General features: G+C 55.2%; 18 protein-coding genes. 7 read left to right on the top strand and 11 right to left on the bottom strand.

Translation table 11 applies throughout. The features are described 5' to 3' along the window. Nucleotides 1-104 precede the first annotated feature (104 nt). Together KIH26_RS09985 and KIH26_RS09980 are read right to left on the bottom strand one after the other, a co-directional pair. Nucleotides 105-1,496, bottom strand: a complete 1,392-nt coding sequence (locus KIH26_RS09985) for an FAD-binding oxidoreductase (RefSeq protein ID WP_249661030.1) — start codon at nt 1,494-1,496, stop codon at nt 105-107. A 136-nt stretch (nt 1,497-1,632) separates the two neighbouring features. Further along, the gene (locus KIH26_RS09980) at nt 1,633-2,433 is read right to left on the bottom strand and encodes an outer membrane protein assembly factor BamD (protein WP_213444502.1); all 801 of its coding nucleotides are present in this window, start codon (nt 2,431-2,433) and stop codon (nt 1,633-1,635) included. A 23-nt stretch (nt 2,434-2,456) separates the two neighbouring features. Here KIH26_RS09980 and KIH26_RS09975 point away from each other — a divergent pair, with 23 nt between their 5' ends. The 3 genes from KIH26_RS09975 (at nt 2,457) to KIH26_RS09965 (ending at nt 6,419) form a co-directional block, all read left to right on the top strand. Further along, nucleotides 2,457-3,590 (top strand): RluA family pseudouridine synthase, encoded by a 1,134-nt coding sequence (locus KIH26_RS09975; protein ID WP_213444500.1) that lies wholly within the window; start codon nt 2,457-2,459, stop codon nt 3,588-3,590. A gap of 160 nt (nt 3,591-3,750) precedes the next feature. Further along, entirely contained in the window at nt 3,751-4,467 is a 717-nt protein-coding gene (scpB, locus tag KIH26_RS09970; protein ID WP_213444498.1) for an SMC-Scp complex subunit ScpB, read from the top strand. Further along, complete coding sequence (locus tag KIH26_RS09965) at nt 4,464-6,419, top strand: pseudouridine synthase (protein WP_213444496.1); 1,956 nt, start codon at nt 4,464-4,466, stop codon at nt 6,417-6,419. Before scpB ends, KIH26_RS09965 begins: the two co-directional genes overlap by 4 nt. A gap of 154 nt (nt 6,420-6,573) precedes the next feature. Here the strand turns inward: KIH26_RS09965 and KIH26_RS09960 are convergent, their stop codons facing one another. After that, nucleotides 6,574-7,344 (bottom strand): class I SAM-dependent methyltransferase, encoded by a 771-nt coding sequence (locus tag KIH26_RS09960; protein WP_213444494.1) that lies wholly within the window; start codon nt 7,342-7,344, stop codon nt 6,574-6,576. A gap of 242 nt (nt 7,345-7,586) precedes the next feature. Here KIH26_RS09960 and KIH26_RS09955 point away from each other — a divergent pair, with 242 nt between their 5' ends. The 3 genes from KIH26_RS09955 (at nt 7,587) to KIH26_RS09945 (ending at nt 13,592) form a co-directional block, all read left to right on the top strand. Further along, complete coding sequence (locus tag KIH26_RS09955) at nt 7,587-8,978, top strand: NAD(P)/FAD-dependent oxidoreductase (protein ID WP_213444492.1); 1,392 nt, start codon at nt 7,587-7,589, stop codon at nt 8,976-8,978. Between the two features lie 155 nt (nt 8,979-9,133). After that, complete coding sequence (locus KIH26_RS09950) at nt 9,134-10,351, top strand: efflux RND transporter periplasmic adaptor subunit (RefSeq protein ID WP_213444490.1); 1,218 nt, start codon at nt 9,134-9,136, stop codon at nt 10,349-10,351. Nucleotides 10,352-10,358: 7 nt separating this feature from the next. Continuing rightward, nucleotides 10,359-13,592 (top strand): efflux RND transporter permease subunit, encoded by a 3,234-nt coding sequence (locus tag KIH26_RS09945; RefSeq protein WP_213444488.1) that lies wholly within the window; start codon nt 10,359-10,361, stop codon nt 13,590-13,592. 128 nt (nt 13,593-13,720) lie between these two features. Here the strand turns inward: KIH26_RS09945 and ilvD are convergent, their stop codons facing one another. From ilvD to KIH26_RS09910, 7 genes are read right to left on the bottom strand one after another with little or no spacing between them, the layout of a single operon-like run. Beyond that, nucleotides 13,721-15,418: a dihydroxy-acid dehydratase gene (gene ilvD / locus KIH26_RS09940; protein WP_213444486.1), complete on the bottom strand. Its 1,698-nt coding sequence runs from the start codon at nt 15,416-15,418 to the stop codon at nt 13,721-13,723. Nucleotides 15,419-15,453: 35 nt separating this feature from the next. Then, on the bottom strand, nt 15,454-17,142 hold the full coding sequence (locus tag KIH26_RS09935; RefSeq protein WP_213444484.1) for a phosphoethanolamine transferase: 1,689 nt from the start codon (nt 17,140-17,142) through the stop codon (nt 15,454-15,456). 9 nt (nt 17,143-17,151) lie between these two features. Then, nucleotides 17,152-17,775, bottom strand: coding sequence for a molybdenum cofactor guanylyltransferase MobA (gene mobA, locus KIH26_RS09930; protein ID WP_213444482.1), 624 nt, complete (start codon nt 17,773-17,775; stop codon nt 17,152-17,154). Then, nucleotides 17,772-18,599, bottom strand: a complete 828-nt coding sequence (locus KIH26_RS09925; RefSeq protein WP_213444480.1) for a hypothetical protein — start codon at nt 18,597-18,599, stop codon at nt 17,772-17,774. The genes mobA and KIH26_RS09925 overlap by 4 nt, the downstream gene beginning before the upstream one ends. Continuing rightward, nucleotides 18,599-18,952, bottom strand: coding sequence for a 2OG-Fe(II) oxygenase family protein (locus KIH26_RS09920; protein ID WP_213444478.1), 354 nt, complete (start codon nt 18,950-18,952; stop codon nt 18,599-18,601). Before KIH26_RS09920 ends, KIH26_RS09925 begins: the two co-directional genes overlap by 1 nt. A 3-nt stretch (nt 18,953-18,955) precedes the next feature. Continuing rightward, nucleotides 18,956-20,092 carry a GTP 3',8-cyclase MoaA gene (gene moaA, locus KIH26_RS09915; protein WP_213444476.1) on the bottom strand — a complete coding sequence of 379 codons (1,137 nt, stop codon included), beginning with the start codon at nt 20,090-20,092 and terminating at the stop codon, nt 18,956-18,958. Between the two features lie 35 nt (nt 20,093-20,127). Continuing rightward, entirely contained in the window at nt 20,128-20,679 is a 552-nt protein-coding gene (locus tag KIH26_RS09910) for a glutathione peroxidase (protein WP_213444474.1), read from the bottom strand. Between the two features lie 153 nt (nt 20,680-20,832). Between KIH26_RS09910 and KIH26_RS09905 the strand changes: the two genes are divergently transcribed. Next, nucleotides 20,833-21,747 carry a DUF4394 domain-containing protein gene (locus KIH26_RS09905; RefSeq protein ID WP_249661027.1) on the top strand — a complete coding sequence of 305 codons (915 nt, stop codon included), beginning with the start codon at nt 20,833-20,835 and terminating at the stop codon, nt 21,745-21,747. Between the two features lie 66 nt (nt 21,748-21,813). Here KIH26_RS09905 and KIH26_RS09900 read toward each other — a convergent pair whose 3' ends face one another. Further along, nucleotides 21,814-23,004 (bottom strand): acyl-CoA dehydrogenase, encoded by a 1,191-nt coding sequence (locus KIH26_RS09900; RefSeq protein WP_213444472.1) that lies wholly within the window; start codon nt 23,002-23,004, stop codon nt 21,814-21,816. Nucleotides 23,005-23,008 lie beyond the last annotated feature (4 nt).

Genomic DNA, 23,008 nt, shown 5'->3' with positions numbered 1-23,008 from the left:
GAGAAACTTACCTGCCGGAGTGAAACTAAAAATTAACGCCGCCGGGGGACACGGAGCAAAACGCGCAGGTAGTGTGATCCCACCAATCACACCAAACGCTGAAGCTAAATAACACGCCCAGGATTCAGCAAACCTTGCGGATCAAGAGCCTGCTTGATACTCTTCATCATCGACAGCGCCACCGCAGATTTGTAATGCGGTAATTCATCACGCTTCAAACTACCCACGCCATGCTCAGCGCTGATGCTGCCGCCAAAGCTGAGCACGCTGTCGTAGACGATTTTGTTGATCTGCGACTCGTGATCGCGTAGGAACTCCTTCGCATTCGCGCCCTCAGGGCATTGCACGTTGTAATGCAAATTGCCATCGCCCAAATGCCCGAAATTTAAAAGTCGCACGCCAGGATGAGCTTCGCGCAACATGGCATCCGTCTTCTCGCAAAACGCTGCAATACGAGAAACAGGCAGAGAAATATCGTGTTTGATATTCAGCCCCTCCTGCGCCTGCGCGAGCGGAATGCTCTCGCGGATGTGCCACAGTGCCTTCGCTTGCGCAATATTTTCTGAAATCACAGCATCGCTGATGATCTCGCTTTCTAGCGCCTGCTCCATCAATGCTTCCAGCATCGCGCGAGCATGCTGTTCATTTTCTGCATCAGACACCTCCAGCACCACAGAATAGGGCGCATCTTGGCTGCTGCCCGGCCACAAAGGCATTTTCTGCTGGGGGAAATGTTTGACCACGAGAGACAAAGCAAATTGCCCCATCACCTCAAAGCCCGTCAAGCTACTGGCCAGCTTCTTCTGCGCCAAGCCTAAAAATTCTGAAGCTGCTTCAAGAGAAGGCAGCGCCGCCCAAGCCGTGAGGCTGGCAGCGGGCACAGGAACGAGCTTCATCGTCGCTGCTGTGATGATGCCCAAAGTGCCTTCACTGCCGATCATCAGGTGACGTAAGTCGTAGCCGGTATTGTCTTTGCGCAGGCCCGTCAGTCCCTCAAGAATCTCACCCTGGGCCGTCACCACTTCCAATCCCAAACACAGATCACGCGTGTTGCCAAAGCGCAGCACCTGCGTGCCGCCTGCATTCGTGCCCAAATTGCCGCCAATCGTGCAGCTGCCTTCAGCCGCCAGCGACAGCGGAAACCAAAAGCCCGCATCTCGCGCCGCCTGCTGCACGTTCTGCAAAATACAGCCTGCCTCCACGGTGATTGTCATATTCGCTGCATCCAAGCCACGCACGCGATTCATTCTTTGCAAGCTCAGCACCACTTGCAAGCCAGAATCATCCGGTGTTGAGCCCATCACCAGCCCGGTGTTGCCACCCTGCGGCACGATGCTGATATTGAGGCCTTGTGCGCGCGCCTGCGCACATGCGCGCACGACCGCCGCGACTTCTGCCGTAGAGCCAGGCCGCGCCACGCAAAGAGCCCGCCCACGAAAGCGGCCGCGCCAATCGTTTTCAAACGCAGCGAGTGCATCAGGGGTTTCCGCGGTCAATACATTCGCCAAGCCAAGATGTTGGCGTAGGCTGTGAAGCAAATCTTCGGTTTGCACAGTATGCGAGTTCACTATTAAAAAATGAGCACTCTACGCAGATTCTATGCCGGCTGCAGGCATAAAAGACTGATCAATATCACCAAAGCTTCCACCAAGGGGAATCTTTGGACTTGAAACCGCGAGCAAGAAACTCGCTCTTGGGAAAGTTTTTCTCCAGCACACGTTTGGTGTCGTCGCGCAGCTGAGGCATGTTGAGCGCATCGTAGCTGAGCATGATGATGTAGAGCGCTTCTTCTGAAGCGGGGACGTTTTGATAATCCGTCACCGCGGTTTGAGCGCGGTTGATCGCAGCAACATAAGCATTGCGTGTGTAGTAGTAGCGTGCGACGTGAACTTCGTATTGCGCCAGTGAATTGACGATATAGGTCATGCGTGCGCGAGAATCTGGCGCATATTTGGAATCTGGGAAGCGCGTGACGAGCTCCTTGAAGGCTTCGAAGGATTCTTTGGCGGCGTTTTGGTCACGCTCGGAGAGATCTTGTTTGGCCAAGAAGCCAAAGATGCCGAGGTTGTCGTTGAAATTGATCAGGCCTTGCAGATACAAGGCGTAGTCCATGCCCGCGCTGGCGGGGTGGAGTTTTTTGAATCGATCGATGGTGGCCAAGGCTTGGGCGGGCTCATTGGCTTTGTAATGTGCAAAGGCTTTTTCCAGCTGAGCCTGTTGAGCCAGCGGTGTGCCAGCAGCGCGGCCTTCGAGTTTTTCGAAGAGGGGAATGGCTTTGTCCCAAGCACCAGCTTTGGCTTCGTCTTTGCCCTCAGCGTAGATTTTATTGGGGCTCCAAGTGTCGGTGCGGTCCGCTGCAGGCTTGCTGGCACAGGCTGCGAGCACAAGAAGGCTGGCGCAGCTGATGACGCGTAGGGTTGATAATCCAAACATTGCGAAGATCCAAAAGTATTGAAATGATTATATCGAGCGGCACTGCCGCACCTATAGCGGCGCACGAGAGCGGCCACCTGTCTGCGGAAGACGAGTTGGATGACGGCCTTGAGCTTGCATCGCCCAGCCCAGATGCGGCACACCAAACCCAAGAACATCGCTTCACCACCGGCCATGCGCACCATGGCGAGCGATTAGACCGCGTGCTGGCGCAGCTCTTGCCAGATTCATCGCGCAGTTTTTTGCAGCAGCTGATCGACAGCGGCGATGTGCTGATTGGCGGGGTGAGTGCCAGCAAGGCTTCAGCCAAGCTCAAAGCGGGGCAAGAGCTGATCGTGCGCCAGCGCCCGCTGCCGCAGGACACGGCTTTTCATCCTGATGCAGCCGTGGCGAAAGCCTTGAACGTGGTGTTTGAAGACCCACATTTGATGATCATCAACAAAGCGCCTGGTCTCGTCGTCCACCCCGCTGCGGGCAATTGGAGCGGCACGCTGCTCAACGGCCTACTGGCGCATCACGAATGCCATACTTTGCTGCCGCGCGCAGGCATCGTGCATCGGCTGGATAAAGACACCTCTGGCCTGATGGTGGTGGCGCGCACACGCGAGGCGATGGATGCGCTGATTCGCATGATTGCTGCCCGAGAAGTGAAGCGCCAGTATCTGGCGATGGCGCATTACCCCTGGCAGGGCATGAGCCCCAGGCAGGTGGACGCGCCAATTGGGCGCGATCCGCGCAATCGCCAGCGCATGGCGGTGGTGGATTTGGCGCAATACCCTGGCAAAGAAGCCACCACAGACTTTGAATTGCTATCAAATTCTGAGCATTCTGCGCAGTATCTACGCCGGGAAGATGCTCATAAAGCATCTAAAACCAGCACCGACGAGATTTCTGCCGATGCGTTCTGCCTGCTGCGCTGCAATCTGCACACCGGGCGCACGCACCAGATTCGGGTGCATGCGGCTTATGTGCATCACCCGCTGATTGCGGATGCGATCTATGGCGGCCGCCCGGCGGGTGGCTTGGAGCGCCAAGGCCTGCATGCGGAGCGCCTGGCTTTTGAGCACCCGATCACTGGGGAAGAGATGGCTTTTGAGGCAGGTTTGCCGCCGGATATGCGCTCTGCCTGTGAGGTGCTGGGTTTGGGCTACAATTAGCTTTATTGATGGCGCTGCGGGAAGCAGTGCCAAAATCAACGAATGATTAGGCCGGAATGGCTAGCGAGTTGCTATTGTTGCCTCGCCCCCTTGTTTTGAAATTAAAACCTTGCGGCACAAAGCCGCACTATGACCACATCATTTTGGGAACATCCAAGCGATGAATACAACTGACGCAAAGCGTGTCTTGGAGACCGCTTTGATTTGCGCGAACCAGCCGCTCAAAGTGGCTGAGTTGCGCACCCTGTTTGCTGACGAACTCGGCGCAGACACCATCAAAACCCTGCTGGAAGACTTGCAGCTGGATTGGGCGCAGCGTGGCGTACAGCTCGTGAGCGTGGCCAGTGGCTGGCGCTTTCAAAGCCGGCCTGAGATGCGCTCGTATTTGGATCGTCTCAACCCTGAGAAACCGCCCAAATACACCCGCGCCACGCTGGAGACTTTGGCCATCATCGCCTACCGTCAGCCCTGCACGCGCGGCGACATGGAAGACATTCGCGGCGTGACGATCAACTCGCTGATCATCAAGCAGCTGGAAGATCGTGGCTGGGTCGAGACCATTGGCCATCGTGAAACCGTGGGTCGCCCCGCGCTTTTCGCGACGACGCGCCAGTTTCTCGATGACCTCGGTTTGGAATCTCTGGATCAGCTGCCTGCGCTGGATGATCCGCAGCTTCAAGCCAAGGCGCTGGAGAGCTTGGATATGCCCTTGCCTGGCATGGAAACGGGAGCGGAGCCGCAAGAGCCATCCAGCGAAGCCGATGCGCAAACCGAAGCTTTGCCTTTGGACGAGGCCATCGCCGCCACAGAAACTGAAACCACCACCCCTGACACTGAAACCTCTGCACCCGATGCAGACACTGAAAAAGCATCATGAACGAACAACACGACACGCCTGAAAATTTAGAAGAAAATCAGGCATCAGCCGGCACAGAATCTTCGCAAGCTGCTCCTAAAAAAAGAGCAACCCGTAAACCCAAAGAGACTTTAGAGGCCGCGCCTGCTGCTCCTGAGGAAACCAACGGCGATGTGCCTGAAGTGAAAAAACGCGTGCGCCGCACCAAAGCGCAAATGGAAGAAGCGCGTGCTGCTGAAGCGGCGGCCAAAGTGCAAGCTGCTGGTGGCGACACACCACTGCAAGCCGCACCACAAGCTGATGTCGATGGCGATGATCAAGACAGCCAGAACAGCGGCGATGAGCAACAAGCGACTCACAGCGACGACACACCTGAAGCCACGGCTGAAGCCTTCGTGCCCCGCGATTTTTCGGAAATCGTCTCGGGCCAGTTTGATGCTGAGCAAGAAGGCGAGCGTCGCCTTCCCCCTAAACGCGTGCTGCCACCGCTGCCTGATTCGCCGAAGCTGCACAAGGTCTTAGCGCAAGCCGGTCTGGGCTCACGCTTAGAGATGGAAGACATGATTGCCGATGGCCACATCACGGTGAATGGCCAAAACGCCCACGTGGGCCAGCGCGTGCAATGGGGCGATGAAGTGCGCATTCAGGGCAAGCTTTTGCAGTTGCGCATTCAGCAGCCACGCGCTCGCGTGATCGCGTATCACAAGCCTGCGGGCGAGATCGTCACGTATGACGATCCGCAAAATCGCCCGACAGTTTTCCGCCGTTTGCCACGTTTGCCTTTTGGCAAGTGGCTCAGCGTCGGTCGCCTCGATTTGAACACCGAAGGTTTGCTGCTGTTCACCAATTCTGGTGAGCTGGCGAACCGACTCATGCACCCCCGCTTTGGCCTGAAGCGTGAATACGCAGTGCGCATTTTGGGCGAACTCACCCCTGAGAATCGTCAGAAACTGCTCGATGGCGTGCAGCTCGAAGACGGCATGGCGCAATTCCTTTCCATTGAAGATGGTGGCGGCGATGGCGCGAACCGCTGGGTGCGCGTGACGATTGGCGAAGGCCGCAACCGCGAGGTGCGCCGTTTGTTTGAAGCCATGGGCCATGCGGTCAGTCGCTTGATCCGTATTCGCTATGGTTCCTATGGCTTGCCCAAAGGCTTGCGCCGCAGTGTGTACATGGAATTGAATGATTCTGAGATTCGTGATCTCACGCAAAGCTTGGTGGATGCCGAGGGCGCGGAAGAGCTGAAAGTAGGCGCGGAAGCGTTTGCTGTGGAGCCAGGTGAGCGACGCGAGCCGCGTGAACAACGTGAGCCGCGTGGTGGTCAACGAGAAGGCCAGCGCGATGAAGGCGGCCAGCGTGAGCGCCGTGGCAAATTTGTGCGCCGTGGAGGCCGCAACGACCGCGGTAATGGCTTTGAGCCACGTCAAGACGGTCAAGCACCCGCTGAGGGCGATGCCGTGCGAGGCGAGCAGCGTTCCGAGGGCAACAACAACCCTTATAACGGTCAGCAGCGCCAAAATGGCCGCAATAACCGCTTTGCTGATCGCTACAACCGCGGTCCGCAGGGTGAGGGCCAGCGTCAAGAAGCGCAAGGCCAAAGTCAACAAGGCCGTGGCGATGGCTACCCACGAGACGATGACGAAGACGATTTCAACCAAGCCGGTATCAGCCACGAAAGCGGCTACATGCAAGCCAAAAAACGTGGCCGTGGCGGTAACAGCTTTGGCGGCGGTGGCGGCGGTCGCAGTGGTGGCTACGGTGAAGACGGTCCACCACCGGGCGTCGATCCCACCAAAACATCCTTTGGCTACATCACACAAGACGGCTTCCGTAAACAAGGCAGTGGCGGTGGCGGTGGCTTTGGAGGCGGCGGCGGAGGAGGCAATCGCCGTGGCGGCGGAGGCAGCTTCGGCGGTGGTGGAGGCGGAGGCAACCGTGGTGGCCGTGGCCGCAGCGGTGGGCGCGGGCGCTGAGCTAAAAATCCCAATGAGACCTGCGATGGTGAGGAAGCACCCATCGCAAAAACCATCGCACTTGCAGGCTACGGCAGTTCATTTATCGTAGCAGTAAATGCAGCCAATACGGCCCAGCAAGTATGTATGTCTGAGCCACCTGATGCTGAGCCGCCTAGATCTGTGCAGCTTGCGGCTTTTTGAAGTAGATCACGATGCCGAATTCGCCTCCGTGATCTGTGAATTCGGTATAAAAATCAATAACCCGTGCTTTTTGAATCATTGAGAATAAGCGATTAACATCATAGGAGTTCATTTGCATTTGCGGGGCGAAAAACTTTTTGCCTCTCGTTAAATTGAGAAAGTTACTTCCATAAGGGAGGTACTTCCGTATCAGTGAAGCTATCGTAGTGTTGGGTACACGCTGCTTGGCATATGTGAAGTGAACCACGCCAACACCATTCTCGTCCAGGCGCTGCAACAGAGCTTGAAAAATTTGCTCCCCTCTTTCTGTCGGAATATGTTGAAAGACGATATGGGAGAGAATAAAGTTGTATTGCCCCGTGATGGATGAAAGATGATCGTCAGACTTGATGAAGTTTGCATTGACGATCGATTGCGATTCACAATTCTTTCTCGCTTCGCTCAGCATTGAATCAGAAACATCTGCTCCTGTAACCTCTTGTGCAAGCTTCGCGAGCGGAACTGTTAGCCTTCCCACGCCGCATCCAAAATCAAGAGCTTGGTGAACAGTAAACGCCGGATCGATATGCTTCCTGATATTTGCGAAAACGTGATCAATATAACCCGTACCAGCCTGAAAAAATTCCTCTTTATTTTCTGATGTTAAATTCTCAGTCAGGTATTTTTTATGATTCAACACGCCGTAGTACGGATCATCTCTACCGAATTTTTCCCATTCTTTATCTGTATTGCTATTGAACATAAATTTGTAATGTCTCAACTGTGTGAGGCTTAGAGTTTTGAGCTTACGTAAGCGGGATCAGCCGCTTGATTGTTGAGTACCAAATTCGGTGTGCTCATATTAATGTATAGGAATCGATAGTGATGTAGGTTTTCATTCATTTTTGATTCGTTGCGAAGTGAAAGCATAAGCTTGAAACGCATCTCGGCAAGCGTCGATGGTGTTTATCCTAGCTGTACTTTGCCGATGAATTATCATGCGATATGCCTGAACAAACACCTCACCAAACTCCACATATCGTCATCATTGGTTGTGGTTTCGGTGGATTAGAAGCCGCTAAAGCGTTCAAGGGCAAGGCGGTGCGTGTGAGCTTGATTGATCGCACCAATCACCATCTTTTTCAGCCACTGCTCTACCAAGTGGCTACGGCGGGCTTGGCGGCGCCCTTGATTTCCGCGCCGATTCGGCATCTGTTTCGATCACAAGACAATGTGACCACCTTGCTGGGCGAGGTGAGAAGCATCGATGCCATGAATAAACGCTTGGAGTTTGTGCAGCCAAGCAGTGGTGTACCGCATGCTTTGGCTTTTGATCATCTCATCGTTGCGGCGGGTGCAAGCCACAGCTACTTTGGTAACGATGCTTGGGAGGCACATGCGCCGGGGCTCAAAACATTGCAAGATGCCTTCGATATACGCCGCAAAATTTTGATGGCTTTTGAAGCAGCTGAAGCACAAGACGATACTGCACAGCGCGAGGCCTTGCTCACCTTTGTTGTGATTGGCGCTGGACCCACAGGTGTGGAGATGGCGGGCACCTTGGCTGAGATTGCGCGGCATACCTTGCCGGGCGAGTTTCGCCGCATCAATCCTGCGAGTGCCAAAGTGATCCTGGTCGAAGGGGGTGCGCGCGTGTTGCAGGCGATGCCGCTTGATCTGAGCGAGAAAGCACTGAAGCAGTTGGTCAAACTCGGTGTGGATGTACGCTTGAATGCCAAAGTCACGCAGATCGATGCGCAAGGTATTCAGGTGGATACGTTACCCACCCCCACAGATTTAGAAGCCAAAACCGCATCTAGCCCGCAAACAGTCAGCGCGAGAAGCTATCAAATTCATAGTAAAACCATCATCTGGGCTGCAGGTGTCGCAGCCTCTGCCTTGGGCAAGCAACTCGCCAGTAGCACGGGCTGTGAGCTGGATCGCGCGGGGCGCGTGAAGGTGTTGCCCGATTTGAGCCTGCCGCAAGTGCCGTCTATCAGCGTGATCGGTGATATGGCTAGCCTGATGCGTGATGTAGATGGCAAGTCAGTGCCTGTGCCTGGCGTGTCACCCGCTGCCAAGCAAATGGGGCGTTGCGCCGCCGCTAATATCTTGCGCCGAATCCAAGGTCAAAGTACGCTGGCCTTCCACTATGCCGACTACGGCAATCTCGCCACGATTGGTCGCAATGCAGCAGTTGTTGATCTGGCCACACCCCTGGGCGCACTGCGCTTTTCCGGCAAACTCGCTTGGCTCTTTTGGCTCTTCGCCCACATCTATTTCCTGATCGGCTTTCGCAACCGTTTCGTTGTCCTCGCCGATTGGACGAACGCTTACTTAAGCTTCTCGCGCAATGCGAGGGTGGTCGCCGAAGCTGTGTCTCCTGAGTCTTCATAACATTCTGCGTCGCTTTCTCCTGACGAACTCGCAGGTTATTGACAACTGATTCGGAATCAGATAGATTACTAACCAGTCAGTCATTAACTTTATTTGACCTGTGAATGCCAAAAGCATCTGAGGGTCGTTTTGGTTCCGCATCCATGGAGAAAAACATGCCAAATAGCCATATCGCCGGCAAGGAATCTGCGCAGAGTGCTATCAAAGAAATAGCGTTGAAAAAGATGGCGTTGTGGAGCGCTTTGATCGCTGTGGCGCTGTTGGCCGCGTGCTCCAAGCCTGCGCCAGCGCCTGAGCCCGTGCGCGCTGTGAAGATTCATACGGTGGGCTCGAGTGGCTTGGTATCTGGCTATGAATACTCGGGCGAGGTGAGGGCGCGAGTCGAATCTCGTTTGGGCTTTCGTGTTGCGGGCAAGATCGTGAAACGCCAAGCAGAAGTTGGCCAGCGGGTGAAGGCTGGGCAAGTGCTCGCGCAGCTGGATCCACAGGATTACAAGTTGGCAGCTGATGGCGCGCGCGCTGCCCTGGCTGTAGCCACGACGAATCGCGATTTGGCTGCTGCAGATTTCAAGCGTTTCCAAAGCCTCAAGGAGCAAAACTTTATCAGTGGCGCCGAGCTAGAAAGACGTGAAACAACATTCAAAGCTGCCCAAGCACAGGTGCAGCAGGCTCAAGCGCAGCTCGCCAACGTGGGTAACCAAGTGGGCTATGCGAATTTGGTGGCGGATGTGTCGGGTGTTGTGACAGCGGTGGATGCCGAAGTGGGGCAGGTGGTCTCAGCGGGCAGCCCGGTGGTGCGCATTGCGCAAGACGGCGCGCGCGATGTGGTGTTCAGCGTGCCGGAAGACAAGATGGCGTCTGTGGCTGTGGGCTCAGCCGTGAAAGCCAGACGCTGGGCTGATGGTGATGGCGGCGAGTTGAGCGGAAAAATCCGCGAATTGGCGGCAAGTGCTGATCCGCTCACGCGTACTTTCCAAGCGAAGATGAGCTTGGATGCGTCTGCCAATTTGCCGCTGGGTGCCACGGTGTATGTGTTTCCCAGCACGAGCTTGAATGCTGTATCGGCGATCAAGCTACCCACCAGCAGCCTGATGCAAAACGCGCAAGGTGCTTCTACCGTATGGCTGCTCGATACAGCGGCGATGACGGTCAACCCAGTGATTGTCCAGGTGGCTACAGCCGATGGCAATGAAGCGGTGATTGCTGCTGGTGTGAAACCTGGCGACAAAATCGTGAGCGCGGGTATTCATGTGCTCTCACCGGGTTTGAAGGTGACGATTTTTAATGAAAAAGGGGCTCCCGCTGGCATACAACCTGCGCAGGGTGCTACTAAATCAGTAGTGTCATCTGGCTCGGCGACGACAGGCAAGTGAGAGCATCATGAGCGATTCTCACAGCGCAGCAGCCCCATCATCAGTTCAGCTTTCATCACGATTTAATCTCTCCAAATGGGCGATTGATCACCCAGCACTCACCCGTTATTTGATGGTGGTGCTGATGCTGCTTGGCGCGGCGAGTTACTTCCAGCTCGGCCAAGATGAAGATCCGCCATTCACTTTCCGCATCATGGCGATTCGCATGTTTTATCCGGGTGCGACGGCTCAGCAGGTGAGCGAGCAGGTGCTGGATAAAGTGGAGAAGACGCTGCAAGAAGTGCCGCTGGCTGACAAGATTCGCTCTTATGCCAAGCCCGGCGAAGCGTTGATCATTTTTCAAATCAAAGACAACGGGCCACCCAAAGATGTGCCGCAGATTTGGTACAGCGTGCGCAAGAAGGTGGGCGATATGCGCGGTACGCTGCCGCCGGGTGTGATCGGGCCGTTTTTCAATGATGAGTTTGGCGATGTGTTTGGCGTGATGTATGCGCTCAAAACAGATGGCTTCAGCCCTGCGCAAAGCAAAGCGTTTGCAGATGATGTGCGTCAGCAGCTCTTGAGAGTGAAAGATGTCTCGAAGGTGGAGCTGTTTGGGCAACAAGATGAAAAGCTTTATGTGGAGATTTCTCAGAAACGCTTGGCGCAGCTTGGCTTGGATTTAAGCGCTGTGATTGCGCAGCTCAATGCGCAGAATGCTGTGGAGAACGCCGGCGTGATCACCACACCGCTGGATGTGTTGCAAGTGCGTGTGGGTGGGCAGTTCAACGATTTAGAGCAACTCAAAGCCATGCCGATTCGTGCTGCGGGCGCGCAAGGCGCGGGCGCTGCGCAGATCCGGCTGGGTGATATTGCAGATATTCGGCGGGGCTATGTTGATCCTGCGCAGGTCAAAGTGCGCACAACCAGTCGCGATGCACAAGGCAAACTCAGCAGTCAAGAAGTGATTGTTCTTGGGGTCAGCATGGCCAAAGGCGGCGACATCATCGCATTAGGCAAAGCGCTCAGAGTGGCCACTGAAAAAATCGAAAAGACCTTACCGATTGGTGCGCAGCTGGAGCAAATCCAGGATCAACCTCGCGCAGTAGCCAAATCTGTCAATGAATTTGTCGCCGTGTTGATCGAGGCTGTATTCATCGTGCTAGCTGTCAGCTTCATTGCTCTGGGCTTTCACAGTCGTGGCAAAGATGTGCCGCTTCTGAAACGCTATTACCTTGATATGCGCCCTGGCTTGGTGGTGGGCATCACGATTCCGCTCGTGCTCGCTGTCACGTTTTTAGCGATGTGGTATTTCAATCTGGGGCTTCACAAGATTTCCTTGGGATCGCTGATCATTGCGCTGGGTTTGTTGGTGGACGATGCGATCATCGCCGTAGAGATGATGGTGCGAAAAATGGAAGAGGGCTACGACAAAGTGCGCGCAGCCACCTTCGCCTACGAGCTCACCGCCATGCCCATGCTCACGGGCACGCTGATCACCGCTGTGGGCTTCTTGCCGATTGGTATTGCCAAATCAGTGACGGGTGAATACACCTTTGCGATTTTCGGCGTCACTGTGATTGCGCTGCTGATCAGTTGGGTCGTGTCAGTGTATTTCGTGCCCTATCTTGGCGTACTGCTTTTAAAGCACAAGCAAGATCAAGCCATGCGCAATGCCGATGGGCATCACGAGGCAGGCGGCGCTGATCATCAAGAGCATTTCGACACGCCCTTCTACAACACCTTCCGCCGCATGGTCAACTGGTGCGTCAAGCACCGCTGGCTCACGATTGGCGCAACGGTTCTCACGTTCGCATTAGGCATTGTGGGCATGGGCAAAGTACAGCAGCAGTTCTTCCCTGATTCATCGCGGCCTGAGATTTTGGTGGACTTGTGGTTTGTGGAAGGCACCTCGCTTGCCGCGAACGAAGCTGTGACCAAGCGCCTCGAGCAACGCCTCATGCAAGAGCCTGGCATGGAGAGTGTGAACACTTGGGTCGGCTCGGGCGTGCCGCGCTTTTATCTGCCCATGGATCAATACTTTCCGCAAACCAATGTGAGCCAGATGATTGCGCTGCCTGTGGACTTGAAAGCGCGCGAGGCGCTGCGCTTGAAGCTGCCTACGATTTTGGCCACAGAGTTCCCCGAGATTCGCGGCCGTGCCAAGCTCTTGCCCAATGGCCCACCCGTGCCATATCCTGTGCAGTTCCGTGTGATCGGCCCTGAGCCCGGCAAATTGCGTGGCTTGGCCGATACCGTGAAAGCCGAGATGCGCAAATCACCCAACACGCGCGGTGTGAACGACAACTGGAATGAATCTGTCAAAGCGATTCGAATGGAGGTTGATCAAGCTAAGGCGCGCGCATTGGGTGTGACGAGCCAGAGCATTGCGCAAGCCTCGCGCGCGATCGTGAGTGGCAGCACGATTGGCACGTTCCGTGATGGCGACAAGCTCATTGATATCGTGCTGCGCCAGCCGCTCGCAGAGCGCGATCTGATCACCGATATTGGCAACGCCTATTTGCCCACCGCCACAGGCCGCAGCATTCCCATCACACAAATCGCCAAGCCCATCTTCGTTTGGGAGCCGGGTGTGATGTGGCGAGAAAACCGTGATTACGCGATCACGGTGAACGCCGATATCACGGAAGGATTGCAGGGCGCGACAGTAACGAATGAGCTACTTCCTGCTCTGAAAGCTCTCGAAGCGACATGGGCAGCGCAGGGTCTCTCTGGCTACCGTATCGAAGTCGCTGGCGCCGTTGAAGAAAGCTCCAAAGGCTCAGCGTCGATTGCCGCTGGCATGCCCATCATGCTCTTCATCACCTTCACGCTCTTGATGCTTCAATTGCAAAGCTTCAGCCGCGCCATGCTCGTCTTCATCACCGGGCCGCTCGGTATCGCAGGTGTGGCAGGCGCATTGTTGCTTTTGAACCGGCCGTTTGGCTTCGTCGCTTTGCTCGGTGTGATCGCCCTCATGGGCATGATCCAGCGAAACTCGGTGATCTTGATCGACCAAATCGAGCAGGACATCCGAGCCGGTGTGCCCAAGTGGGATGCCATCGTCGAATCGGCTGTGCGCCGACTGCGTCCCATCGTGCTCACAGCCGCCGCAGCCGTGCTCGCCATGATCCCGCTGTCCCGCAGTGTGTTCTGGGGGCCGATGGCCGTGGCGATCATGGGGGGCTTGATTGTGGCAACGGTGTTAACGTTGCTGGCATTACCTGCAATGTATGCCGCGTGGTTCAGGGTGAAACGCTAAGTTTCAAGCGTTTTTGGCACTTCGCCGGCGTACTGACTGCGCGGATTGCTATCAATATAATAGTATTTGATTTCAGAAATAAAAATGGGGCTCAGAGCCCCACTTGAGTTGATTGGATCAAGTCCCGATCAATACGCATCCAACACAGCGCCGTTCGACGCGCTAGACGCATTGAACGCAAACTTCGCCTGCACGCCGCGTGTGTAGCGAGGTGCAGGTTTTTTCCACGCTGCTTTGCGTTTGGTGAGTTCTGCTTCGGGTACGTTGAGCTGCAAGAGCAGTTGCTTAGCGTCAATCGTCACGCTGTCGCCGTCTTGCACCAAGGCAATCGTGCCGCCTTCTGCTGCCTCTGGTGCGCAGTGGCCCACCACCATGCCCCATGTGCCGCCGGAGAAGCGGCCATCGGTGATGAGGCCGACGGTTTCGCCCAAGCCTGCGCCGATGAGCGCGCCTGTGGGGGCGAGCATTTCTGGCATGCCGGGGCCGCCTTTGGGGCCGAGGTAGCGCAGGATCATCACGTCGCCGTGGGTGATCTTGCCTGCCAGGATGGCGGCCAAAGCAGATTGCTCATCATCAAAGCATTTGGCAGGGCCAGTCATCACAGGGTTTTTCAGGCCCGTGATTTTTGCGACAGCGCCTTCGGGGCTCAGGTTGCCTTTGAGGATGGCCAGATGGCCTTCTTTGTAGAGCGCTTTATCGATGGGGCGAATGCAATCTTGATCGGCTCTTGGCTGATCAGGCACGTCTTTGAGCACTTCTTCGATGGTTTGGCCGGAGATGGTGAGGCAATCGCCATGCAGCAGGCCAGCTTTGAGCAAAACCTTCATGACTTGCGGAATGCCGCCGGCTTTGTGCAAGTCCACAGCGAGGTATTTGCCGGAAGGTTTCAAATCGCAAATCACGGGCACTTTCTTGCGCATGCGCTCGAAATCGTCAATCGTCCACTCTACACCTGCGGCATGCGCGATGGCGAGGAAGTGCAGCACGGCGTTCGTTGAGCCGCCTGTGGCCATGATCACGGCCACCGCATTCTCAATCGCCTTTTTCGTCACGATGTCACGCGGCTTGATGTCTTTTTTGATCGCTTCGATCAATACTTTGGCAGACTCTTTCGCCGAGTTTTGCTTCTCATCGTGAGGGTTGGCCATGGTGGAAGAGTAGGGCAGGGAGATGCCTAAAGCCTCGAAGCTGGAAGACATGGTGTTGGCTGTGTACATGCCACCGCAAGAACCCGTGCCAGGGATGGCGCGCTGCTCGATTTGCTTCAAGTCTTCATCGCTCATGTTGCCCGCAGCGTTTTGGCCGACGGCTTCAAACACGCTCACGATGTTGAGGTCTTGGTCTTTGTAGCGGCCGGGGAGGATCGTGCCACCGTAGACGTAAATAGCGGGCACGTTGGCGCGCAGCATGCCCATCAGGCCGCCGGGCATGTTTTTATCGCAACCGCCCACGACGACCACGCCATCCATCCACTGGCCTTGCACGCAGGTTTCGATGCAATCGCTGATCACCTCGCGCGAGACGAGGCTGTACTTCATGCCTTCCGTGCCCATCGCCATACCATCGGAAATTGTGGGTGTACCAAACACTTGTGCATTGCCGCCTGCTTCTTCAATGCCAGCGATCGCTGCGTCAGCCAGCTTTTGCAAGCCACTGTTGCAAGGCGTGATGGTGCTGTGGCCATTGGCCACGCCGACCATCGGCTTGCCGAAATCGGTTTCTTTGTAACCCATGCCGTAATACATGGAGCGATTCGGTGCGCGGCTCTTGCCTTCGGTGATGTTGGCAGAGCGCAGGGGCTGGATGGGGATAGTTTTGTTGGTCATGGTGAGATTTTAAAACGGGATGAGTCTGTTGCAAATCAAGGTTTCATACAAGGCGCATAGACATCGAGCTTAGGGCTATGTAGCGATGTCTTCACATCGAGCAGGCCCAGCACGGAGTGAAAGAGGTTGTCGTGCGTGATGCGCTGTGTCGCGCGTTGCTGAAGGCAGGCAATATCCAGTTTTTTGGCAGCTGTGAATTCCGCAGAGAACCAATTGAGCCAGGGAATATGTTTTTGCTCGTCGGGCGCGATGGAATAGGGCAGGCCATGCAGATAGATGCCTTTTTCGCCCAAAGATTCGCCGTGATCTGATACATAAATCATAGCACTCTGCGCAGTATCCGCCTTTGTTTTGAGCCAATTGATACTTGAAAACAGCAATTGGTCGGTGTAAGCCAAGGTGTTGTCGTAGCTGTTGGTGATTTGCTCTCTTGTGCATTCGGAAAGATTGTTCGTTAAACACTCTGGCTGAAATGTTTTGAAAGCCGGCGGCACGCGTTTGAAATACGCAGGGCCGTGGCTGCCCATTTGATGGAGTACAACGACAACGCCCTTGGCGCGCTTGTCTGCGGGAAGTGCGGCAATGCGCGCATCCAAATCATGCAACATCACGAGATCATGGCATTCGCCTGAGCTGCAATGCTCGGGCACGTTCGCCTTCACTGTATTGGCATTCGCAACGCGATCGCACACGCCTTTGCAACCCGATTGGTTGTCGATCCACAGGATGGCAAGGCCAGCGCGTTGCAAGATGTCGAGCAAGCCTTCATAGCGTGCCTTGCTGTCTTCAAAGGCTTCTTTACCCAGATGACTGAACATGCATGGCAAGCTGGAAGCTGTGTTTGTGCCGCAGCTCCAAGCATCTTTCCAGTAGACAAAGCTTTCCGTTTGAGCGATTTTTGCCATCTGCGGCGTGGTTTGCCGTGCGTAGCCGTTGAAGGAGAAGTTGGCGGCACGCGCTGTTTCCCCCACCACGATCATCAGCAAGGGTGGTTTCTGGCCTGCTGCATAGCTTGCGCCAAGCATTGCATCTTGGCCAATGGCCTGCAAAGGCTGCGGGCCATGGCGCAATGGTTGGGTGACGATTTGACCAATGGCATAAAGCGAATTCAGTGGATTGAGCAGGTAGCGCACATGCTTGTGATTGCGCATCAACGACGAAAAACCTTGAAAGGAAAGTGCAATAGCGCCCACCAATACTGCGCTACCAGCTATCAAAATAAGAGCGTTTCGTAAGATCTGCCGACCCCAACGCGATGTTTTCACGGAGGTAAACCAAAGCCAAACGCAAGGCAAACCCGCTACAAGGCCAAGGGTGATGAACAAACGCGCATTGAGCAGATCGCGGGTTTCGCGCGGGTCGGTTTGAAACACGTTGATCATCATCGTGTCGTCAATCACCACACCGTAGCTCATCATGAAATGCATGCCTGCTGCTGCAGCGATGAGAAAAAACACGAGCAAGGGCTTGATGCTATGCCGCCAAGCGAGGAGTGAGCCCAAGGCCACCAGTGCGCCCCAGATCATGAGCACCATACACGTGGCGACCCAAACATCTTTTGCGGTTTGTAATCGCCCCAACTGGACGAGTTCCTGCCAGAGCGCACCATTGCCTACCAAGGCAATCCACAGGCTGATGATGATCAGCAGTGTGGCAGGATGGTAGCTTCTGTTTTGGCGAGATGAATGAGGGCTGTCCTCAAACTGGCTGCGACGGTAAGGCATGCTGCCCTTTCACTCTAAAGCATGAAGCTCTTGCAAGGTGTTCACGTTGGCAAAAGCTTGTCGGTCGTCTTGATCCCCATCAAACGCCACATGAGCGACGCGGTGTTGTGCTGTCCATGCATCAATTTTGCGACCACCGCTTTGCATGAAAGCAACCAAACTTTCCATGAGCTGGGCTTTCAGTAAACAAAACACAGGTTGAGGGCGCGTGCGCGTTTGGCCTGCGTCATCGGTTTCAGGGGCGCTTGCAACGGCGATATCGGCTTGCTCTGCCACCAACGCGTTCATCAATCGCTGCGCCAGATCCAGCGGAAAAAGAGGGGTATCGCAGGGGACGGTGAGCAAGTAGGGTGATTCGCAGCGCTCTAGCCCCGTGAGAAAGCCAGCCAGAGGCCCGGCAAACTCATCGGGCGAAGCGTCCGGCCAGACCGAGACGCCCATCGACTCATAAGCCGATAAATTCCGATTCGCATTGACCATACTTTGGCCAATGAGCGCGCCCTCTTGCATCTGCAAACGCATCAGCGCATGCATCACGAGAGGCATGCCGCGAAAATTCTGCAAACCCTTATCAACCCCGCCCATACGCGAGCCTCGGCCGCCGGCTAAGACGATGGCGGTGATCGTGGTCATTGTCTAACTCCTTGTGTTTTCAAAAACTCTTCCCACAGCACTTCAACGGTTTGCGCAAAAGAGCGCTGAAACGCTTCATGAAAACCCATGCCTGCATGCAAGCGGCGCATCATGTCATCGAAGCTACTGGGATGTGTTGTCTTGAGATGTTGCACGAAAAGTGCGCTTTGACGGTAAAACAGACGTGGTGGCAAATTGTAGTGATAGGCCGTTTTCTGCGACAGCCAGTTTTTGCTCATATCTGGTGTGAAGCGCTGGCCAGATTGGATGGCTTGCGCCGCTTCTTGCGGACCAACGCCTTCACTGCCGCCACCATCGGAGACCATCACAGCCAGACCTTCTAAAAACCAAGGTGGGATGCGAGAGATTTTCCATGTGCCCATACGCTGCTGCAAGAGCACATGCGAGAGCTCATGTGTGAGGATAGACAAAACGGTATCGGGCTCGCTCATCAGCTTAGGCGCCAGAGACAACTGACTGCCAAATACACATGCTCTGGAGCCTTGAGGGCAGCCACCCATTCGCATGTAGTCAATCTCGCTGTTAAAAACGTAGATTTTCAAAGGCTTGTCGAGGGTGTAACCTTGTATTTTCTCCACATGATCTTTTGCGGTAGGCAAATGTTTGTTGACCAGTTGACTCAATGCAAGCGCGACTTGTCCATCTTGCGTTAAAACACGCGCATCTGCGCCCGTGGTGAACCCAGTCTTGGGAAGGGCGTAGGCCAGCGCGGCATTGCGCCACATGGGCACTGCTGCAACAGCGATCAGCAAAATCACACCGACACGAATCAGCATCTTGACCGGTGAATCCCAAAGCTTCATCAGCGAGTCACTTGACTGGGCAGCACCCAGCCCAAAGAAAACACATAGCGTGAGCCCTTTTTGACTTCACTCACGGCATGCTCGCAAGCGTCGGGGCGGAAAAGTTTGATACGCGCTGTTGCGAAGATGGGTGTGGCGCAGAGAAAATCGCCGCCTTCAACTGCGCGCTTGACGACGATATTGAGCCGATAGTGTCGTTTGTCTGTGACGGGATCAGTGTGTGGCGGAATCGCTGACCCTTGCGGGTAGCGCAGCAAATAGCAATCAAAGGGCAACGGCCAGCGAGCGGTAGCCAAGAGCATTTTGTCGTAGCCCGTGCCTTGGCGGCCGCGCAGCCATTTCAACCACGCCATTTTCTAGCCCCCGATGTAGCTCATTTCCACCTTGCGCGCGCCTGTGGAGGTATCAAAGGGCATTTCGCTGCGGAGTTGGGAATAGCGATCGTCTCGCTTTTGCCAGATGTGGCCGATGGCCGAGATGATGTCTTCATCGCTGGCGCCGCTGCGAATGAGGCTGCGCAGATCGTGGCCTTGAGTGGCGAAGAGGCAGAGGTAGAGTTTGCCGTCAGTAGACAGGCGTGCGCGATTGCAATCACCGCAGAAGGCTTGTGTGACGGAGCTGATCAGGCCGATTTCGCCTTGCGCCTTGTCGTATTTGCCGTCTGTATCAGAGTAGCCCCAGCGCTCAGCGGTCTCGCCAGGCGCGCTTGGCTCCAATTGCACAAGTGGAAGCTCGGAATGAATACGTTGCATTACTTCGCGCGATGGCAGCACCTGATCCATGCGCCAGCCATTGGTCGCGCCCACGTCCATGTACTCGATGAAGCGCAGCGTGACGCCCGTGCCTTTGAAGTGACGCGCCATGGGCAGAATCTGTGCATCGTTTGTACCGCGTTGCACGACCATATTGACCTTGATGCTTTGGAAGCCCACTGCACGCGCAGCTTCAATGCCATCCAACACATCGGCGACAGGGTAATCGACATCGTTCATCTTGCGAAAGGTCGCGTCGTCCAGGCCATCCAAACTCACGGTAAGGCGCTTGAGACCTGCATCTTTCAAGAGCTGAGCCTTTTTGCGCAGCAGGCTACCGTTGGTGGTCAGCGTGATATCAAGTGGCTCGCCATCTGGCGTTTCAATCGCTGCGAGCATATTGATCAGCACTTCAATGTTCTTGCGCAGCAGCGGTTCGCCGCCCGTTAAGCGCAATTTACGCACGCCATGTGCTACAAAAAGGCGAGCAGTCCGCGCAATCTCCTCAAAGGAAAGGAGGGCATTTTGCGGCAAATAGGCGTAGTCTTTGTCAAACACTTCCTTAGGCATGCAATAAGCGCAACGGAAGTTACAGCGATCTGTGACGCTGATGCGTAAATCTCGCAACGGGCGACCTAGGGCATCGCCCAGCAGCCCGCTTGCACTGATCTTGTGCGCAGGAAGCTCCGCCTTGAAAGCAGCTAGGCGTTGATCGAAAAGGGGTATGACACGCTCGGACATGGCTTGATTATCGGGCCTGAAGGAAGCTTCAAGACTTAGGGTTTGAGCGCAGACTGCACGGCGGATATGAGGACGGGAGATAAAGGTTCGATCGCTGAATCAAAGCTTTGCACTTGGCCTTTGGCGTTGACCAGGTATTTATGAAAATTCCAGCCTGGCGCTTTGCCAGAAGCCGCAGTCAGTCGTGCAAACAAGGGGTCTTTGCCAATCGGCGTTTGCAGTTTTTCGGCAACGGTGAAGCTCACACCGTAGTTAATCTGGCAAAACTGGGCGATGTCTTTGTTGCTGCTTTTTTCTTGAGCACCGAAATCGTTGGCTGGAATACCCACCAGCAGCAAGCCCTGGGCTTTGAAGCGCTGGTGTAGCTTTTCCAAGCCCTCGTACTGCGGTGTGAAACCGCATTGGCTTGCGGTGTTCACCACAAGCACGGCTTTGGCAGCCTTGGTTTCGATTTTGCACAAATCGAAGGCCTTGCCGCCGATCAGGGGTTGCACAGGATAACTGGCCAGACCGGCGCAGAGGTTGGCGGCTTGTGTGGCACTTGCAGCCAGCAAAGCAGAAAGAAGAAAAGCAAATCTTTTAATCATTTGCGAACTATGTCACGAATAGCATCAATGCATGCGCCAGCTGCGTAAATCCCTGTGCAGAAAAGTGAATCCAGGTGGCTGTTAGCCACGTATCAAGATCTGCAGTTAAGTGAGACTGCGTTTTCAATACAACCTGCATCAGAAGGAAACACCATGACCCAACCCGCTATGAATACCCGATTGACTGCTGGCCTGGGGCGCCATGCCCTCGCGCTGGCCGCCGCAGCCGTGCTGGCTGGCTGCGCCAGCATGCCGTCTGAGACCATGGGGCCAACTCGCGCTGAGAAGGCTGTCGCTGTAACAGCTTCACATCAGCTCATCAAATTCAACGCCGGTCAGCCGCAGAAGATTTTGGAGAGTATGGCCATCAAGGGCTTGGCTGCTGGCGAAACGATTTTAGGAATTGATTACCGCGTTTCCAAAGACACCCTCTATGCCTTGGGCAGCAGCGGGCGTCTCTACACTTTGAATGAAGACACCGCACAGCTCACGCCTGTTGGGGCGAATCCATTTGCCGTGAAGCTGGAAGGCGCGATGTTTGGTTTCGATTTCAATCCCACGGTGGACCGCATCCGCGTGATCAACAACACAACGCAAAACCTGCGTCTGCATCCAGACACCGGCACTGTCGTGGATAGCAATCCCAACGTCGAAGGTGTACAGATTGACGCACCCCTAGCTTACGCTGCAACTGACATGAACGCTGGCAAAAAGCCTCTGGTGATCGGCGCAGCTTACAGCTACAACAAAGCCAATCCACAAATCACGACGAACTATGTGCTTGATGCTGCGACGGGCGCACTCGCGATTCAAGGCTCGCGCGAAGGCACAACGCCAGCCATATCGCCCAACACGGGACAGCTTTTCACCGTGGGCAAGTTAGGCGTGAATTTCGAAGATGCAGCCTTTGATATTCAAGCGCTTAGCGATGTGGCTTTTGCAGCATTGAGCGGCAAAGAGTTGAAGGGCACACGCTTGTACACCTTGGATCTCAAGTCAGGCGCAGCCCAATTCTTGGGCACAATTGGCACGAAGGAAGCAATTCGTGCGATGGCGATGGAACCCTAAAAATTGAGTCAAAGCACTCTGTAGGCGGCATAAATACTGCTCAGAGTGCTCCTCAATTCATAGCGTTTAGTTGCTAAAGGCGGCGATGCCCGTGATCGCACGCCCGAGGATCAGCGCATGAATATCATGCGTGCCTTCGTAGGTGTTCACGACTTCGAGGTTCACCAAATGGCGAGCGACACCGAATTCATCGGAGATGCCATTGCCGCCCATCATGTCGCGCGCCATACGGGCGATGTCGAGCGCTTTGCCGCAGGAGTTGCGCTTCAAGATGGAGGTGAGCTCGACGTTGGCAATGCCTTCGTCTTTCATTCTTCCCAGGCGCAGGCAGCCTTGCAGGCCGAGGCTGATCTCAGTCAGCATGTCGGCGAGTTTCTTTTGGATGAGCTGGTTGGCAGCGAGTGGGCGGCCGAATTGTTGGCGGTCTAGGGTGTATTGGCGGGCTCGGGCGTAGCAATCTTCCGCTGCACCGAGTGCGCCCCAGGCTATGCCATAGCGGGCTGAGTTGAGGCAGGTGAACGGGCCCTTCAAGCCGCGCACTTCGGGGAAGGCGTTTTCTTCGGGGCAGAAGACGTTGTCCATCACGATTTCGCCGGTGAGCGAGGCTTTGAGGCCGACTTTGCCGTGAACTGCTGGCGCTGAAAGACCCTTCCAGCCTTTTTCGAGCACGAATCCGCGAATTGCGCCTTCATCATCTTTCGCCCAGACGACGAACACATCGGCAAATGGGCTGTTGGAGATCCACATCTTGTTGCCGGTGAGCGAGTAACCACCAGCCACTTTGCGGGCGCGGGTGATCATGCTCGCTGGGTCGGAGCCGTGATTCGGTTCTGTTAAGCCGAAGCAGCCGATGTATTCACCAGTAGCGAGCTTGGGCAGGTATTTTTGCTTTTGCGCTTCGGTGCCGAATTCGTTGATGGGCACCATCACGAGAGAGCTTTGCACGCTCATCATGGAGCGGTAGCCGGAATCAACGCGCTCGACTTCGCGGGCAACGAGGCCGTAGCACACATAGTTCAAGCCAGCTCCGCCATATTGCTCAGGGATGGTTGCACCCAAGAGGCCTAGTTCGCCCATTTCGCGGAAGATAGCAGGGTCAGTCTTTTCATGGCGGAAGGCTTCGACCACGCGGCTGGCCAGCTTGTCTTGGCAATAGGCGCGGGCAGCATCTTGCACCTGGCGCTCATCTTCTGTGAGCTGTGCGCTCAGGTTGAAGGGATCTTCCCAACTGAAAGGGGACTTTTGTGGTTTGGCCATGAAC

It is taken from the genome of Variovorax sp. PCZ-1 (assembly GCF_018413605.1).
Lineage (GTDB): Bacteria > Pseudomonadota > Gammaproteobacteria > Burkholderiales > Burkholderiaceae_C > JANMDU01.
The sequence above is the reverse complement of the archived record's forward strand: the minus strand, read 5'-3'. Positions and strand labels throughout refer to the sequence as shown.

Bases quoted from the DNA above. Each gene is read 5' to 3' on its own strand.
- KIH26_RS09980 (WP_213444502.1), bottom strand. From the start codon at position 2,433: ATGTTTGGATTATCAACCCTACGCGTCATCAGCTGCGCCAGCCTTCTT.
- KIH26_RS09975 (WP_213444500.1), top strand. From the start codon at position 2,457: ATGATTATATCGAGCGGCACTGCCGCACCTATAGCGGCGCACGAGAGC.
- scpB (WP_213444498.1), top strand. From the start codon at position 3,751: ATGAATACAACTGACGCAAAGCGTGTCTTGGAGACCGCTTTGATTTGC.
- KIH26_RS09965 (WP_213444496.1), top strand. From the start codon at position 4,464: ATGAACGAACAACACGACACGCCTGAAAATTTAGAAGAAAATCAGGCA.
- KIH26_RS09960 (WP_213444494.1), bottom strand. From the start codon at position 7,344: ATGTTCAATAGCAATACAGATAAAGAATGGGAAAAATTCGGTAGAGAT.
- KIH26_RS09955 (WP_213444492.1), top strand. From the start codon at position 7,587: ATGCCTGAACAAACACCTCACCAAACTCCACATATCGTCATCATTGGT.
- KIH26_RS09950 (WP_213444490.1), top strand. From the start codon at position 9,134: ATGCCAAATAGCCATATCGCCGGCAAGGAATCTGCGCAGAGTGCTATC.
- KIH26_RS09945 (WP_213444488.1), top strand. From the start codon at position 10,359: ATGAGCGATTCTCACAGCGCAGCAGCCCCATCATCAGTTCAGCTTTCA.
- ilvD (WP_213444486.1), bottom strand. From the start codon at position 15,418: ATGACCAACAAAACTATCCCCATCCAGCCCCTGCGCTCTGCCAACATC.
- KIH26_RS09935 (WP_213444484.1), bottom strand. From the start codon at position 17,142: ATGCCTTACCGTCGCAGCCAGTTTGAGGACAGCCCTCATTCATCTCGC.
- mobA (WP_213444482.1), bottom strand. From the start codon at position 17,775: ATGACCACGATCACCGCCATCGTCTTAGCCGGCGGCCGAGGCTCGCGT.
- KIH26_RS09925 (WP_213444480.1), bottom strand. From the start codon at position 18,599: ATGAAGCTTTGGGATTCACCGGTCAAGATGCTGATTCGTGTCGGTGTG.
- KIH26_RS09920 (WP_213444478.1), bottom strand. From the start codon at position 18,952: ATGGCGTGGTTGAAATGGCTGCGCGGCCGCCAAGGCACGGGCTACGAC.
- moaA (WP_213444476.1), bottom strand. From the start codon at position 20,092: ATGTCCGAGCGTGTCATACCCCTTTTCGATCAACGCCTAGCTGCTTTC.
- KIH26_RS09910 (WP_213444474.1), bottom strand. From the start codon at position 20,679: ATGATTAAAAGATTTGCTTTTCTTCTTTCTGCTTTGCTGGCTGCAAGT.
- KIH26_RS09905 (WP_249661027.1), top strand. From the start codon at position 20,833: ATGACCCAACCCGCTATGAATACCCGATTGACTGCTGGCCTGGGGCGC.
- KIH26_RS09900 (WP_213444472.1), bottom strand. From the start codon at position 23,004: ATGGCCAAACCACAAAAGTCCCCTTTCAGTTGGGAAGATCCCTTCAAC.